The following is a 15463-nucleotide window of genomic DNA, read 5'->3' on the forward strand; positions in this document are numbered from 1 at the left end:
CTACGCCACGCACAAGACCCCCGAAGTCAAGGCATGGCTTGCGGCCCATCCCCGCTTCACCGTCCACTTCACTCCTACCTCGGGATCCTGGCTGAATCTCGTCGAAGTCTGGTTCGGCATCATCGACCGGCAGGCCATCCGGCGCGGCGTCTTCACAAGCGTCAAAGACCTCAACCAGAAAATCCGCCAGTTCATCACCGGCTGGAACGACCGATGCCACCCGTTCGTCTGGACCAAAACCCCCGAACAAATCCTCGCAAAAGCCAACCGCTTAACTACTTCAGAAACGCGACACTAGATTGCCGCTCCGGGCACCTAGTTCGTCCATGGGCCACCCATCGGGGTCGTACTTTCGTCGTAGGCGGCACCGAGGAGATTCCGCTCCCGCCGCCAACAATCCACCATCACAGCAATTACCGATACGGGAATATGGGGAAACCGTGCGCTTACCACTCTTTAATGTTTTTGAGTTCCCACAACACAAGAGCCTCTATGAGGCCATCCACGCCGCAGGTCCAGGGGTCGCGTGGAGCATCATGAAAGAGCTTGAAGCTTTCGATCAGCCGCTCTACCGGGCACACCAAACAGGCGACGATAATTTTGATTCATTAAGGACGCGTGCCCTCGGATTCATGAATGCCGTTCCTGGCCTTGCTGCCCACGACAAATCCATCCATGCAACACGATTTGCCGAATACGGCCCAAAACTGCAGTTTGAGTCGACGTTCCTCAATCTTTGGATGAGGGACAAAGAGACCCTCTTCCGTGATGTTGTCGAAGTCGTCGGGCGGCACCACCTTCATGAAGCAGCCGGTACCGGACGTGGCGTCATTGCGCTCCCGCTTCATCTGGGTCCCTCGTATGCTGCAATTCCCATGCTTGCCCATGAGATGCCGACAACAACTCTGTATAACCGGATGAATTTCGACGAGATTCAGGCTGTGTCATTCCCCGACTTGGACTTCCGCGGAATTCAGCTTGGAAGCAGGTCCGCCTTGCGTGCAGGACTGTCCGCACTGCGAGAAGGCAGGATCTTCTCCATGTTCCCGGAACTCGATCCCCGCGGCGTGGACGAACACCATGTGCGGGTTCCATTCCTTGGGACGACAATCATGGTTCCGACGGGCCCCGTCATCCTCAGCCATATGTCGCGTGCTTCCATGGTTCCGGTGGTGCTCAAAGCCGTGGGCGGAGGTCGCTTCCAACTCACATTCCATCCTGCGATAGTTCCACCGACGTCTGAGAACGCGCTCCTCAATTCGTTGCTGGACCTCTGGAAGGTCATAGAGTCAGAACTCCTCACCGGCGAAATCGGTGAATGGGAAATGTGGTTCGAATTCGATCGGATGCTCCCAAAAATAGGCAAAGCTGCATGAATACAAATTGCCAACCACTGCTCTCCATCAGAGGAGCCGGCCGCAACTACAACGACGGGGCCGGGAACACAAAGATCGCGCTCAGCAGGGTCGGCCTGGACGTACTTCCCGGGGAACTCGTCGCAATCATTGGTCCTTCGGGATCAGGCAAATCCACTCTGCTCCAGCTTGCCGGAGGAATCGACTCACCGACGACTGGAAGCGTCGACGTGGCCGGTCGCCGGATCTCTGATATGACCGAGAAGGAACGGACGCTGTTTAGGCGCGAACACATTGGGTTCGTTTTCCAAGCCATTCATCTTGTCCCAAGCATGACGGTGGTGGAGAACATCGGATTATCGTCGATTGTTTCGAACCACAGAACTGTCGATTGGAAGGCCGAAGCCCTGGTTCTGCTGCAGCATTTGGGACTTCATGAATATGCGGACAAGTTCCCTGACCAATTGTCGGGAGGCCAGCGGCAACGAGTAGGTGTGGGACGCGCGATCTTCGGAAATCCGAGTGTGATCCTCGCCGACGAGCCGACCGGAAGCCTCGACTCCGGAAACCGGGATATCGTCCTCAAGCTGATCCGCCACGCTATCGATGACGGTCAGCGGACAGGTGGCCTCATGGTCACCCATGACCTGCAGGCCGCAAGCTATGCGGACAGGGTCATAGCAATAAGCGATGGAATCATCATTGACCAGTTCGTGAATACTGCGGCTCAACCGTTCAATGGCCAGAGGGGAGGCCATGACCATGATGAGCGCATTCGCTCGTGGTTTACGGCAATTTCGCTTTGACTTTCCACGCTATGGGATAGCGGGGATTGCCCTGACACTGGGTGTGGCACTGGTTTTTGGAACGCTGCTGACTTCGAAAGCCTTCAACGATCAACTCACACGCGGCGTCGGTTCGCTGAACGGGATTGCGGATGTCGCCGTGGTTCCAGCAATTCCAGGTACCACGGTGCCCGAAAGCACCGTGGAACAAATAGCCAAGTTGGCGAATGTTGAAACCACCATCCCAACCCTCGCCCGCAACACAAGCCTCAGGTCTTCGACATCGGCTGAATCAGAGCAACGACTCACTTTGACGGGGTACCCGACCTCGCTCAACGCGGTATTAATGATGGGCTTGGATGTCCGGGGAAGGGCTCCCGCCGCGGACAAGCCGGAGGCGTTAGTCCCGGAAGACGTAGCCACTCGCCTTGGCGTCAGAATTAATGACTTTCTCACAGCTTCGTCAAGCGAAGGTGCAACAAAGTTACAGGTGGTGGGTATTTTTGACGGACGACGCCTCGGCCCACTTGCCTACGACAACATATTTGTCGATTTGCAGTACGTCCAGAGAATATTCTCCCTGCCGGGCCAAATATCCAGGGTCGACATTCGTTTGCATCCAGGGCATTCAGCAGCAGACTGGCAAACCGACAACGTAGGAAGCTTGCCACGCGTTCTAAAGGTGCAGGACACCTCCGTGCTCAGCTCCACCTTTGGACCGCTCCTCACTGTGGTGTCCATTATTTTGATGGTGGCGTCCGGGACGGTTCTCGGCATAGCAATACTGCTGTCGGCGACGGCCTTTCGCATGGTGGTCGCCGCCCGCCAACCGGCCTACGGCATTTTGAGAACCGTTGGTGCGCAAGGTCGGTGGCTTGCAACGTCCGTCCTTTTCGAATCACTCATCCTCGCGCTGGCATGCTCAATTGTGGGTGTTGCAGCCGGGTATGGGGTCAGCTTGCTCCTCAATCAGGTGCTCTCATCAGTTGGCAATCTTCCGGGCGGAACAATTGCAGCCGAGCCATGGCAGATTGTCATCGCAGTTTCGAGCGGTGTGTTGGCAAGCATGGCCGGCGCATCCGCGTCCATCTTGAAAGTGCTCCGCCAAGTCCCCATGGCGGCCATCTCACCAGAAAACGCCGAACGTCGGCGTCGGCAAACTCTCCGATCCATCCTCGGATTCCTTTTGCTGGCGTTCGGCGCTGCCACTTACATGCTGCATGCTGCAGCAGCCAAGTGGCTTGGTGTGGTCGTTTCGCTGGGAGCATCCGGACTTCTCGCTCCCCAAGTCCTCATGGCCCTGGTGCGGCTGAAATTTCATCCGGAATGGACGGGAAAGGCCGCGGCCAGCCGACTGAGGCGGCATGCCTCGTTGGACTCGACCGTCACCGTCACCGCGATGGTTGTGTGCCTTGGAACCGCGCTCGTCATTGGGGTTAGTTCGGTACGGAGCGCCATGGTCGAACAGATCGATCGCCAATTTGGCGCAGATATCCAGATATCCTCGGCCACGGCAATGACCGGAAAGTTGGACGCAAAGCTATCCTCGGTCCCTGGCATTCAGAAGATTTCGGAGACGGTCTGGGATTATGGGGCCATCGATTTCGCCGGAAAAACAGGTCAGGTTGGAATCCTCGCCGTCGATCCAACCAGCTATTTTGACACGGCCCAACTCCCTTGGCGTCAAGGCAACGACGTTTCCTCACCAACTGCCCTCAAAGATGGTGGATCAATCATTTTTCCTGAGGCCCTTGCAGCCAGCCGGGAGATTTCAGTCGGCGATCGCGTGCAACTGAGCCGGGCCGGGAAGGCAGTTACCCTCCGAGTGGTCGCGACGTTTGCCTCTCTCGCCACCGGGACGCAGGTAGTTGTTGATCGTGACACTGCCTCTGCGCTCGGATTGATCGGATTCAATGGCTGGAACATTGAAGCCAAGCCAGGTGTTGACATTGCAAGCCTCCGTGACGCGATCTCCGCTGTAACGGCGGACATCCCGGGGACCACCGTGATAACCGCAGAAAAAATGCGACAACGCTCGGAGTCTGAACTCGGTTCTTATGCCAGGGCAGCGTTCGGGGTAGTGGTGATTGCACTCGGTCTCGGCGCAATCGGTTCAGCGGGCCTGTTTTCGGTGGCCGTCGTGAGGCGGGAGAAAGAATTCGGAATGCTCCGCGCGGTTGGTGCAACCCGTGGAAACATCACAAAGCTCGTTGTCTACGAAGCAATTTTGACGGGGACCGCAGCTTCATTGAGCGGCCTGCTCATCGGTCAGTTGTCGGGCTGGATCCTCACCCAAATCGTCGCCGAAACCCTTGGAGCGACGCTGCAACCGTCGTTTGGCATATCCGCTTGCATTGGAATCCTTGCCACCACTCTGACATCCCTGTGCCTCGCGGCACTGGGTCCCGCCATCCGCAGCTCGCGGGTCGAGCCGGCAACCGCGCTACGGACCGAATAGCACACAAATAGTTAGGGTTGACTTTGGACGAAATGCCCTTGAGGCTGCGTGACAGTGTGCTGGTGTTTAATCAAGAAAACCGCCTGCAATTTATTTGCACCATGGAATTGAGAGTCATCGAATTCAATGTGTTGCCGTACGTCGTCGAGCTAATTCCCTTGCTGGATGGGACGAATTCCATTGAAGCAATTGAACTGGCTCTTGATGGAACCCCCGGATTCACTCGCCAGTCGTTGAAAGACGTCCTGACAGTCATGCGGGACCAGCGCCTCCTCGATCGTCACCCACAGATAGAACATCCGGGAACCTACCGATTTGAAAGACAGGCGAGGCTTTTTCACGAGTTCGCCTCAACCTTTTCCCTTGATGCGTCGCCTTCCCAACTTCAGGAGCTACTTGAGGCGTCGAAAGTAGTGGTTGTGGGGACCGGTGGAACGGGAACCTGGCTTCTGCAATCCCTGTTAGCCGCCGGCGTTGGGAGCTTCGAGATCTTCGACCCGGATTACGTCGAGCTGACGAACCTGAATCGGCAGGTCCTCTATCGGCCAGAGGACGTCGGGCGCTCCAAGGTGGTCGCGGCGTCTGATCGCCTAAGGGCAATTAACGAAAGCGTCAACATCAAATGTCACCCCGTCAAGATTGACTCCCCGGTGGCACTGAATGCGGCATTGCGGGACGCGAGCGTTCCGATCAAAGGTAGGACAAGGAGCGGTGGGAGCCTTGCCGCCGTCTCCGGGCTCGTCGCGAACTTGACGGCGTGGGAAGCGTTACGGCTGCTGCTCAGTCTGCCGCTGGCTCTGTCCAATCAGGTGCGCGAGCTTGACCTATTCACTTTGGAGTGGCGGATCAGAAAAATTGCACCACGGCCCGGATGCCAAGCCTGCGAAAACGTACCTTAGCGCCCGGCGCCCCTACTGCTTTGCCGCGTCGCCGCCGTCGTTGTTTTCCTCGCCGTTTCCGGAACCGTCCACGCGGATGCCGTATTGCGGCCGCCCGTCCGGGAGATCCGGGTACCGCACGCTGCTGGTTGGGCGTGCCGCCGGCGCGGGAGCTTCCGCACCTTGCTGGCCCGGCTCCGCCGTCCCCGGTTGCTGGTTTTCCGGACCGCGCTGGCCATATGGATCCTGCCAGGACGCAGGACGTTCCGGGGCGGGACCATGTGATCCACCGGACTGGGTGGGCTGGTTCCGGTAGTCCTGGGGCGTGTACGACTGCGGCGGCCGGCCGAAGGAAGCCTCCGAAGGGTTCATCGGCAGTTGGTGGAGCAGGCGGCGGGCTTCCTGCGAGGCTTCGACGGCCACAATGACGTCGTAGTTGGTGGCCACTACCTGGCTCGTTGACGTGAAGTCGCGCTTACCGCGTTGCGCCGCATAGGTAACGATCCCGAAGAGCATGAAGAACGCCGCACCCATCAGGACCGATGTGAAGATCGAGAACGGGCCACCGGCCGGGGTGAAAAACGAAAGCATGACTCCGACGAACAAGCCGAACCACATACCACTCAACGCCCCGGACAACGCAACCCGTGGGTAGCTGAGCCGTCCAGTGACCCGCTCCACCATCTTGAGGTCATTGCCCACGATGGAAACATGCTGCACCGGGAACTGCTGGTCAGCTAGGTAGTCCACCGCCTTCTGGGCATCAAGATAGGAGGTGTAGGAACCAACAGTGTCTCCCTTAGGGACGCTGCGGGACTCCTCCGTGGCCTTGGGGGCACCGAAAATGTTCGCCATAGCCCCATTCTGTCCCATTCGTATGGGAAGCGGCTGAAATTCAGCTAAAAGAGAGCAGACTCGGTAGCCTGTAAACGTGAGCACAAATCCTTCACGCGTCTTTGTTGCGCGCTTGCTCGGCCTCGACGTCTTCGACCCCCTTGGAGACCGCCTCGGCCGGCTACGTGACGTCGTAGTGCTCTCGCGCGGCATGCGCGGGGCCCCGCATGCGGTGGGTATCGTCGTCGAAGTTCCGGGCAAGAAGCGCGTCTTCGTTCCCATGACCCGGCTGACGTCGATGGACCAGAGCCAAATCATCTGCACTGGGCTGGTCAACTTGCGCCGGTTCCAGCAACGCGGCGCCGAACAATTGGTGGTCGGTGGACTTTTCGACCGCAAAGTGACGCTCAAGGATGGCAGCGGCGAGGCCATCATCGAGGACATTGCGATGGACCAGCAGCGCAATGGCGACTGGCTTGTCTCAAAGCTCTTCGTACGCCGCGGGACATCAACCTCCAGGCTGCGTGGATTGCGCCGCGGCCACACCTTGCTCGTGGACTGGGGGGACACCCTGCCGGACACCACCACGGATCCCCAGGGCGCCAGTCAGTTCGTCGCCACCCATGAGGACCTGAAACCCGCAGACTTCGCCGATGCCCTCCAGGAGATGTCGGACAAGCGCCGAATCGAAGTAGCGAGCGAGCTCCAGGACGAACGCCTGGCTGACGTCCTCCAGGAATTGCCGGAAGAAGACCAGGTAACGCTGCTGTCCGCGTTGGACAAGGAACGCGCCGCCGACGTCCTCGAGGAGATGGACCCGGATGACGCCGCGGACCTCCTCGCCGACCTTCCATCCGCCAAGGCGGAGGAATTGCTGCTCCTGATGGAGCCGGACGAAGCCGACGACGTCCGAAGACTCCTGCAGTACGACGAAGACACCGCCGGCGGCTTGATGACCCCGGTACCCGTCATCCTGCCACCGGAAGCAACGGTCGCCGAAGCCTTGGCCCACGTCCGAAGCGAGGAACTCTCTCCCGCGTTGGCGTCCGCTATATTTATCTGCCGTCCGCCGCTCGAGACTCCGACGGGACGTTTCCTGGGCGTCGTCCACATCCAGCAATTGCTCCGCAGTGCCCCGCCCGAACAACTCGGCACTATCGTGGATAAGAACCTCGAACCGGTATCGGACCATGCCAGCGTCGGCGAAGTCAGCCACACCATGGCGTCGTACAACCTGAACTCCTTGCCGGTAGTCAACAGCGCCGGCCGCCTGGTGGGGGCGGTGACAGTTGACGACCTCCTGGACCATCTCCTCCCGGACGACTGGCGAACCCACGAAGACGGAGCCCCGATCAGGAAACTAGGAGGTCGCATTGGCTGAGAAGCACACCACTGCCGGGCTGGATACGCCGCTCGAGCTACGTTCGAGGATGCTCCCGAACTTCGGTAGCGACCCCGACGCGTTCGGCCGTTTCGCCGAACGTTTCGCCCGGTACATGGGCACCGCGAATTTCCTGTTCTACATGACGATCTTCGTGACCGTCTGGATCATCTTCAACGTTGTAGGACTGTTCGGGTTCCAGTGGGACCCCTACCCCTTCATTCTCCTCAATCTCTTCTTCTCGACGCAGGCTTCCTACGCCGCACCCCTGATCCTCCTGGCGCAGAACCGCCAAGATGACAGGGACAGGGTAACGATCGAGCAGGACCGAGCACGCGACGAGCGCAACTTGGCTGACACCGAGTACCTCACCCGCGAGGTCGCGGCGCTCCGCATCGCCTTGCGCGAAGTCGCCACCCGTGACTACATGCGGGCGGAACTCCGTTCCTTGCTCACAGACCTGCTCGAGGCCCAGGAAGAACTCCGCACCGACGAATCGACCGGCCCCGAGAGGCGCGAGAAGGTCAAGGACAAGATCAAGGACAAGAGGGAGAAGCAGCGCAATCCGCGGACGCAGCAAATCCCCAAGGTCCAGGCCGCCCAGCCGAAGAACGAGGACCTGGATTCGGGGCTTTCGTCTGTGGGCACCTCCTCGGAACGGCAATCAGGACCATCCAGCAATCCCGAAAGTTAGAATGACCCACCCATGAGCATTCCCACCCCCGAGGCCCTTCACGGCGCCCTGGCCACCGTCATCGATCCCGAACTGCGCCGTCCCATAACTGAACTCGGGATGCTGGATTCGGTTGAAGCCAACGCCGACGGAACGGTCCGGGTCACCGTGTTGTTGACCATCGCAGGGTGTCCCCTCCGTGAAACCATCACGACGGACGCGACGGCGGCCCTCGCCAAACTGCCGGGGGTTACCGGCGTCGATGTTGAACTGAAGGTGATGACGCAAGCCCAGCGCGATGCGCTCAAGGAGCGTCTCCGCGGTCCGGGCGGCCAGCGCGGCATCCCCTTCAATGAGCCCGGTTCACTCACCAAGGTCTTTGCCGTTGCCAGCGGCAAGGGCGGGGTGGGGAAGTCTTCCGTGACCGTCAATCTGGCGTGCGCCCTCGCGGCGCAGGGGCTCAGGGTGGGGATTGTCGACGCCGACGTCCATGGCTTCTCGGTCCCGGCACTTATGGGCATCACGCAAAAGCCGACGCCCGTGGACGACATGATCCTCCCGCCGGTGGCATTTGGCGTCAAAGTGATTTCCGTCGGCATGTTCGTCGCCGGCAACAAAGCAGTCGCGTGGCGGGGCCCGATGCTGCACCGCGCATTGGAGCAATTCCTCACCGACGTCTATTTCGGCGATCTTGACGCCTTGTTCCTCGACCTCCCGCCGGGCACGGGCGACATCGCGATCTCCGTGGCCCAGTTGCTCCCCAAAGCCGAAATCCTCGTGGTGACCACTCCGCAAGCGGCTGCGGCCGATGTTGCCGAGCGCGCCGGCACCATCGCTACGCAGACCGGCCAGCACCTCGCCGGGGTCGTGGAGAACATGTCCTTCCTGGAAATGCCCGACGGCGGCAGGATGGAATTGTTCGGAAGCGGCGGCGGGCAGGTGCTCGCCGAGAGGCTGAGCGCGGCCGTGGGAACCGAGGTGCCGCTCCTTGGCCAAATACCACTCGATATCCGCCTACGCGAAGGCGGAGACGCGGGCCGACCGGTAGTGTTGGGCGCTCCGGAGACGGCAGCCGCGCAAGCACTTCAAACGATCGCGGACAAGTTGAGCGCGAAACCGCGCGGCTTGGCCGGCATGTCGCTGGGCATACAGCCTAAATAGCCTCCAGGTGGCTAGGTGGCCTCGGAATCGAACGGGGCCAGCTCTCCGGCCGCGAGCCGCTCGACCACGCGCTCGGGAGCCTTGGGGGCCGGCTCCCCCACGACTGACGCAGCAACGGGAGCGCCCGGGCTGACAGGCTTCGTGTCGTCCTCGAGCAACGCCTCCCGGATAATCCGGCGGGGATCGTACTGGCGGGGATCGTACTTCTTCCAGTCGACTTCGTCGATGTCGATGCCGACTTCTTCCCTGATCTGGTCCCGGGCGCCGGACGCCATGCGCCGCAATTCCTTGACCAGGTTCGCCAGTTTCCGGGTATATTCGGGCAAGCGGCTGGGACCGATCACGATGACGCCGATGACCAGCAGGATCAGAAATTCCGGGCCGTTGATTCCAAGCACGTATCGAAGATTACCTTGTCCTCTGGTCCGCTCAGAAACCTGCGAGCCCGGCAAGGGTTCGCAACCCGCGCTGCACGCGATCGTTCCATGATTCGCTTATGTCCTGGGCGGGCCGGGCGAGCAAGCCGTCCCCTGCCTTGACGAGCTCGGGAAGGGCGCTGGCAGCTTGTTCGGGCGGCATGTCCGACGAGTAACGCAAGACAGCCACGGGCGAGGTATACACGGCCTGCCACGGCATTCCGGGGCTAGTGGAAAGCCGGGTGCCCGTTGATCCGCTGCCCTCCAGGTGTTCCTCAGTCAGGGTGGCGTGATGCACGCCGTTGTCGAGCTGCAATTCCACTGCCGGGTGGCCGTCCTGCATCATGGCCCGCGCCCCGACGACGTGGAACCCCATGCTTTGAAGCTCGGGACATGCCCATCCTTCATTGCGCAGCTCGGCCAGTTGTTTCGGGTTGAGCGCGACAGATGCGGCAACGGTGACGGGCAGGCTAACTTGCGGGCTTGTCAACGGCAACTGGTCCGGCAAATTGGCGGCAGAGGTTGAACTGACGAGGGTCCGGACTTCCTGCTCGCCGGCATTCGACGCCTGCGGAGTGGCCTCGCCACCGAGGACGTAGGCCGCGACCGCCAGGATCCCGGCACTCAATGCGAGTCCGCCCGCCGCCGCTCCGGCAATCCGCATGCCTTGCCAAGGCCGCCGCTCCGACGCCGGTTGGCCGGTGTCATCCGACTCGGCCAGTCTTCGGGTGTGCTCGATCAAGCGATTCGTGAAATCCTGGCTTGCTTCGGGCACGGAAGCACGCCGAAGACGTTCCAAGTATTGCCGCTCCCGGAGAACGGCCGCCTGGCACTCGGAGCACTCCTCCACGTGGCCTTCGGCACGGCTATGCCGGAAGTTCACCCTCTGCAAACCGCCTCGACGTCCGTTCAACAGACCCATCGGCGAACTAGAGAAGACCGGCGATCCGCGGCATCTTGAGGCGCGGCTTGCGGGATTGGACCGGGCGGGGGTCGCGGTGCGCCAGCTTTTCACGCAGCATGGTTCGGCCGCGGTGGATACGGGACCGGACGGTCCCGAGCTTTACGTCGAGCGCTTCAGCAACTTCGTCGTACGAGAGACCTTCGAGGTCGCAAAGAACGACGGCGGCGCGAAAGTCCGGGGGAAGTTCCTCCAAGGCGCGCTGGACGTCAAGGTCCAGGTTGTTCAGCTCGAAGCTCTGTTCAGGGCCTGGCTCGTGCCCGGGCAAGCGGGATTCGGCGTCTTCGGCCAGGGCATCGAAACGGATGCGGCTCTTCCTGCGGGCCTGGTCGAGGAAGAGGTTGGTGGTGATGCGGTGCAGCCAACCGTCGAGGGTGCCGGGCTTGAAGTTGTCGAGCGACCGGAAGACGCGGACGAAGACTTCCTGTGTGAGGTCCTCTGCGTCGAACTTGTTGCCGGTCAGCCGGTAGGCAAGGCGGAAGACCTTCGCCGAGTGGTTTTCCACCACTTCTTCCCAGCTGGGCCTGACCCATTCTTCCGCAGGCGGAGCCGCATCGGTGGAACCCAGGACTGCTGCCGTTGACTGGACTGGCGCAGCATTTGATGCCCGCATCGTCCGCTCCCCTCAAACTGGTGGTCGTCCTGCCTGTTACTCAGGACTTCGATGCCGGCCGCCGCTTGGATGGCCGGATTTACATCATCCCAGTGTTGCCTGTGTTTTTGCTGGTCGAGGGCTTCCTGTTCCCCCAGAGCGAACATTGGCGGAAGGACGGCGGCGAACAGTGCTCCGGGACACAGAATTCCGCGGCCCGGGCGTCCGTTCCCGGTGGCCCGGAACCAGTAGTCTGGAACCATCACCCCTCTGTCTGGAAAGCGAACCCCCATGAGTGCCGACAAGTCAACAAGCTGGTCCTACGCAGAAGGTCTTCCTGCCGAGGACGACGTGTTGCTTCGTGCCCGTGAACGGTCCTTCGACTTGGGCGTTACTCCTGTCAGCGCCGGCGTCGGCGCGGTACTCACCGTGCTGGCCGCGGCCTCGAAGGCCCAGACAGTTGTTGAGGTAGGTTCAGGAGCCGGCGTCTCCGGCGTTTGCCTTCTGCGCGGGCTGGGTCCGCAGGCGGTCCTCACCACGATCGACGTCGACGTCGAACACCTCAAGGCCGCCCGGGAAGCCTTCCTGGAATCCGGCAGTCCTGCCAACCGTACGCGGACCATTTCCGGCCGCGCGGCCGATGTCTTGCCCCGCCTCACCGATTCCGCGTACGACCTCGTTTTCATCGATGCGGACAAGCCGAACTTCCCGGGCTACGTCGAGCAGGCGATCCGCCTCCTGAAATCAGGCGGAACACTGGTCGTCAACGACGCCCTGGACAAAGACAAAGTGTCCAACCCCGCTGCCCGGGACACCACCACCGTGGTGCTGCGCCAGATCGGCAAGGCCATCCGGGACGACGAGCGGCTCTCCTCGGCAATGCTTCCGACCGGCGATGGCTTGTTGGTAGCGGTCAAAAAGTAGCTTAAACATGAAAGCAGGGCTCCGGCTCTCTTGCCGGGCCCTGCCCAGTGAATCTATTCGGTAACGCCTACGAGGCATTCCTTGAGGTTCGCCGCTTCTGCTGCGTTGAGCTCGACCACAAGCCGTCCTCCGCCTTCGAGCGGCACACGCATGATCAGGCTGCGTCCCTCTTTGGTTACTTCCATAGGGCCGTCGCCAGTACGTGGTTTCATAGCCGCCATTAGGAAAATCCCCTCCAGTTTGTCCCAGATCCCGCCAACCCGGCCGGGCTGGCTCCGCGTGGAATGTACGGCGTTGACAGTTCGGGCTTCCAGCCGTCTTCACCGAGCACCCGGAGGTGCCGTCTAGTCCTTGCTTATATCTATTATCCCGTAATTACCCGCCCGTAGCTAATTGATGGATTTTTTCCCTTGCCCCGCGATCCCGCGCCAATAGGCGGCAGAGCCACGGCATCACGGTGGATAGTCGCCGCCGCCGGGCAGCGGTGCCCACGCCCACAACCAGACGATCCACACGATTTGGAGCAAGAGGAACATCACCACGACGGTGCCCCGGTACGCCCTTGACCGCGAGAGCCACGCGGCACTGAGCGCCAACGGGAACAACGGCAAAAGCATCCGGAATGTGCTCGTTTGCGGTTGCAGGAAGACCAGTAGATAGCCCATGTAGCACGCACACCACAGCCTCAACTCCGTGCCCAGCGCCCGGACCGGCTTGCTGAACATGAGCAGTGCGAACAAGGCGACGAACACCAACGGCGCGAACGGTCCGATGACCGGCCCGAAAAGCATCCTCCCGGTATCGAACCACGGTTGGAACGGAACGAGGTCGTCCCCGCGCCACACCGTTTCGGTCTTCGTGTAGGCCAGCGGATCGCCCGTCACCGCCCAGGCAATGGCCGGCCAGGCGAGGGCTCCCGCTGCGCTGACCACAACAAGGGCGGCGAGGGAAACAAGGTCGCGGATGGTGGGCGCTACGCCGTCCAGGCCCAGCCCGGGCTGGCGCCGCCGGCCGAACCTTTGCCAGAGTTGGATCAGGAGGAGGAAGCCGGTCATTGCCGCGAATGGCACGCCTGTGGGCCTGGAAAGGCACATAAGCACGACGACCGGCATCGCCAGGAGATATTTTCGACGCAGGACCAGCAGGAGCGACGCTGCGATCAGCAGGATGTTGAGGGACTCTGCGTAGGGCACCTGCAGCACCGGCGAGACCGGGAACGTGGAGAAAAAGACCACAGCCCACAGCGCGGTATGGCGCCCGGCAAATTCGCGGAACAGCTTGTAGGCAAGCAGTGCCGCCCCAAGTCCGGCCACCATCGCAAGGGTTGTCAGGGCAGGAAGAGTCGCCATTCCCGTGAAGGTGCTGAGGGCCCGGGCCAGGAACGGGAACAACGCGTAGAACGCCCACGTATTTTCGGCAACGCCGCCGCCCGAATTGAGCGGCAGCACCGAGGGATACCCGTTGTCGGCCGCGTTGGCGTACCAACGGCCGTCCCAGATGGTGATGAAATTCCAGTAGTCGGGCGCCGGCGGAAACCACGGATTGACGCCTTGCTGCAAGGCAGCGGCCATGAAGATGCAGGCGCTGACCAGCCGAGCGGCGAGGTAGATGAGGAATACGTGGACCCACCACGGCCACCCAGCGGCATGCCTTGCGAGGCGGCCCAGCGCCAGCCTGGGCGATCGCGATTCGACTGATTGGGTCACGCGTCCGGTTCCGGTTCTTCCGATTTTCCAGGCTCCACAGGCTCTACGGGCTTCCCAAGCTCTCCGGTTTTCCCAGGCTCCGCAGGCACCTCCGGAGATCCTTGCAGCTCCAAGGCCCGTTTCAGCTGCTCGATCTCGGCTTCCCTCGCGATCAATTGGTCCCTCAGCTCATCAAGCACCTCGTCAACCTGGTCCATCCGGTAGCCTCTCAGGCCGAGCGCGAACCTGACGTGATCGACGTCAGACGCTTTCGCTCCCGCAGGGAGCAGGACAGGCGGGAGGTTCGGAACGGGATCATCGAGACCGGCCCCGGGGTTGCGCCCGGAGCGGGTCATCCCGGTACCGATGAACAGGACGACCCCGACGACGACGATCGCGAGGAAAACCAGAAAGAAGCTCACAAACCCATCGTGCCAGACTCGGACGTGAGCCCGGCGCGCAGGTTACTCCGGGCGCTGGTCTCCGTTGGGCTCGGGCGGCAGCGGGACGCCGTGGAGCACCCGGTGCACCGCGTCTGCGGGGTCGTCCACCAGCTGGATGAGGTCCAGGTCCTTGGCGGACACCATGCCTTCAGCCACCAGCGTCCCCTTGATCCACTCGATCATGGGTCTCCAGAATGCAACACCCAGGAGGACGATCGGGAACGATGTAACTTTCCGGGTCTGCACCAGGACCATTGCTTCAAAGAGCTCGTCCAGCGTTCCGAGGCCACCCGGGAGAACGATGAATCCCTGCGCGTACTTCACGAACATCGTCTTGCGGGCGAAGAAGTACCTGAAATTGATGCCGAGGTCCACCCAACGGTTCAGGCCCTGCTCGAAAGGCAACTCAATGCCCAGGCCGACGGACACTCCGTTGCCTTCGACCGCGCCCCTGTTTGCAGCTTCCATCGACCCCGGTCCGCCGCCGGTGATGACGGCAACCCCGGCTTCGGCGAGGTGCCGGCCAACGCGGACTGCCATGTCGTAAAAATCGGAACCTGGCTTGGTGCGGGCAGAGCCGAAGACGCTCACGGCCGGGCCGAGTTCCGCGAGCGCGCCGAAGCCTTCGACGAACTCGCTCTGGATGCGCAGGACGCGCCAAGGATCGGTGTGGATGAAATGTTCGGCCCCGCGGGTATCGAGGAGCCGTTGATCGGACATCGGTACGGCAGCCTGTTTACGCCGGAGTTCCAACGGTCCTTTGTGCTTGGCGGGCGCTTCCGCAGTGATCGCGGAAGTGGATGTCGCTGCTCCGTTGCTGGCGGCATCGCCATGGGCGTCTGAACGTGGAACTTCGGGCTGGCTGGTACTCATTGACCAAGGCTAACGCGGATAACGGGCAGTACATTCGCAAGATA

The 15463-nt window shown here is 61.3% G+C and carries 17 protein-coding genes; 9 read left to right on the forward strand and 8 right to left on the reverse strand.

The window, feature by feature from the left end:
- The 5 genes from E1809_RS00005 to E1809_RS00025 all read left to right on the forward strand — a co-directional run.
- A partial coding sequence (locus tag E1809_RS00005; RefSeq protein ID WP_205754049.1) for a transposase occupies positions 1-298 on the forward strand: 298 nt, incomplete at its 5' end.
- A gap of 142 nt (positions 299-440) precedes the next feature.
- Positions 441-1376 carry a lysophospholipid acyltransferase family protein gene (locus E1809_RS00010; protein WP_165962156.1) on the forward strand — a complete coding sequence of 312 codons (936 nt, stop codon included), beginning with the start codon at positions 441-443 and terminating at the stop codon, positions 1374-1376.
- On the forward strand, positions 1373-2161 hold the full coding sequence (locus E1809_RS00015) for an ABC transporter ATP-binding protein (RefSeq protein ID WP_165962157.1): 789 nt from the start codon (positions 1373-1375) through the stop codon (positions 2159-2161). Before E1809_RS00010 ends, E1809_RS00015 begins: the two co-directional genes overlap by 4 nt.
- Complete coding sequence (locus E1809_RS00020; RefSeq protein WP_165962158.1) at positions 2112-4598, forward strand: FtsX-like permease family protein; 2487 nt, start codon at positions 2112-2114, stop codon at positions 4596-4598. Before E1809_RS00015 ends, E1809_RS00020 begins: the two co-directional genes overlap by 50 nt.
- A gap of 32 nt (positions 4599-4630) precedes the next feature.
- Complete coding sequence (locus E1809_RS00025) at positions 4631-5497, forward strand: HesA/MoeB/ThiF family protein (RefSeq protein WP_235835376.1); 867 nt, start codon at positions 4631-4633, stop codon at positions 5495-5497.
- 12 nt (positions 5498-5509) lie between these two features.
- On the opposite strand, the gene E1809_RS00030 is transcribed toward E1809_RS00025, so the two are convergent.
- A complete protein-coding gene (locus tag E1809_RS00030) occupies positions 5510-6331 on the reverse strand; it encodes a general stress protein (RefSeq protein WP_205754050.1) in 822 nt (273 codons plus the stop codon).
- Between the two features lie 76 nt (positions 6332-6407).
- On the opposite strand from E1809_RS00030, the gene E1809_RS00035 reads away from it, so the two are divergent.
- The 3 genes from E1809_RS00035 to E1809_RS00045 are packed head-to-tail and all read left to right on the forward strand — an operon-like array spanning position 6408 to position 9525.
- Entirely contained in the window at positions 6408-7691 is a 1284-nt protein-coding gene (locus E1809_RS00035; RefSeq protein ID WP_133202185.1) for a magnesium transporter MgtE N-terminal domain-containing protein, read from the forward strand.
- A 49-nt stretch (positions 7692-7740) separates the two neighbouring features.
- Positions 7741-8385, forward strand: coding sequence for a DUF1003 domain-containing protein (locus tag E1809_RS00040; RefSeq protein WP_133202479.1), 645 nt, complete (start codon positions 7741-7743; stop codon positions 8383-8385).
- A 12-nt stretch (positions 8386-8397) separates the two neighbouring features.
- The gene (locus E1809_RS00045; protein ID WP_133202187.1) at positions 8398-9525 is read left to right on the forward strand and encodes an Mrp/NBP35 family ATP-binding protein; all 1128 of its coding nucleotides are present in this window, start codon (positions 8398-8400) and stop codon (positions 9523-9525) included.
- Positions 9526-9536: 11 nt separating this feature from the next.
- Here E1809_RS00045 and E1809_RS00050 read toward each other — a convergent pair whose 3' ends face one another.
- The 3 genes from E1809_RS00050 to sigE are packed head-to-tail and all read right to left on the reverse strand — an operon-like array spanning position 9537 to position 11515.
- Entirely contained in the window at positions 9537-9923 is a 387-nt protein-coding gene (locus E1809_RS00050) for a twin-arginine translocase TatA/TatE family subunit (protein ID WP_133202189.1), read from the reverse strand.
- 31 nt (positions 9924-9954) lie between these two features.
- Positions 9955-10863: a hypothetical protein gene (locus E1809_RS00055; protein WP_133202191.1), complete on the reverse strand. Its 909-nt coding sequence runs from the start codon at positions 10861-10863 to the stop codon at positions 9955-9957.
- Between the two features lie 7 nt (positions 10864-10870).
- The gene (gene sigE / locus E1809_RS00060) at positions 10871-11515 is read right to left on the reverse strand and encodes an RNA polymerase sigma factor SigE (RefSeq protein ID WP_133202193.1); all 645 of its coding nucleotides are present in this window, start codon (positions 11513-11515) and stop codon (positions 10871-10873) included.
- A 270-nt stretch (positions 11516-11785) separates the two neighbouring features.
- Here sigE and E1809_RS00065 point away from each other — a divergent pair, with 270 nt between their 5' ends.
- On the forward strand, positions 11786-12418 hold the full coding sequence (locus E1809_RS00065) for an O-methyltransferase (RefSeq protein ID WP_133202195.1): 633 nt from the start codon (positions 11786-11788) through the stop codon (positions 12416-12418).
- A gap of 53 nt (positions 12419-12471) precedes the next feature.
- Here the strand turns inward: E1809_RS00065 and E1809_RS00070 are convergent, their stop codons facing one another.
- The 4 genes from E1809_RS00070 to E1809_RS00085 form a co-directional block, all read right to left on the reverse strand.
- Positions 12472-12639, reverse strand: a complete 168-nt coding sequence (locus E1809_RS00070; RefSeq protein ID WP_009357720.1) for a DUF3117 domain-containing protein — start codon at positions 12637-12639, stop codon at positions 12472-12474.
- A 231-nt stretch (positions 12640-12870) separates the two neighbouring features.
- The gene (locus E1809_RS00075; protein WP_374102625.1) at positions 12871-14124 is read right to left on the reverse strand and encodes a hypothetical protein; all 1254 of its coding nucleotides are present in this window, start codon (positions 14122-14124) and stop codon (positions 12871-12873) included.
- The gene (locus tag E1809_RS00080; protein WP_235835360.1) at positions 14121-14525 is read right to left on the reverse strand and encodes a DivIVA domain-containing protein; all 405 of its coding nucleotides are present in this window, start codon (positions 14523-14525) and stop codon (positions 14121-14123) included. Before E1809_RS00080 ends, E1809_RS00075 begins: the two co-directional genes overlap by 4 nt.
- Before the next feature lie 42 nt (positions 14526-14567).
- Positions 14568-15419, reverse strand: coding sequence for an LOG family protein (locus tag E1809_RS00085; RefSeq protein ID WP_133202197.1), 852 nt, complete (start codon positions 15417-15419; stop codon positions 14568-14570).
- Between the last annotated feature and the right edge of the window lie 44 nt (positions 15420-15463).

Origin of the sequence: Arthrobacter terricola (assembly GCF_004354015.1) — a bacterium.
Classification (GTDB): domain Bacteria; phylum Actinomycetota; class Actinomycetes; order Actinomycetales; family Micrococcaceae; genus Arthrobacter; species Arthrobacter terricola.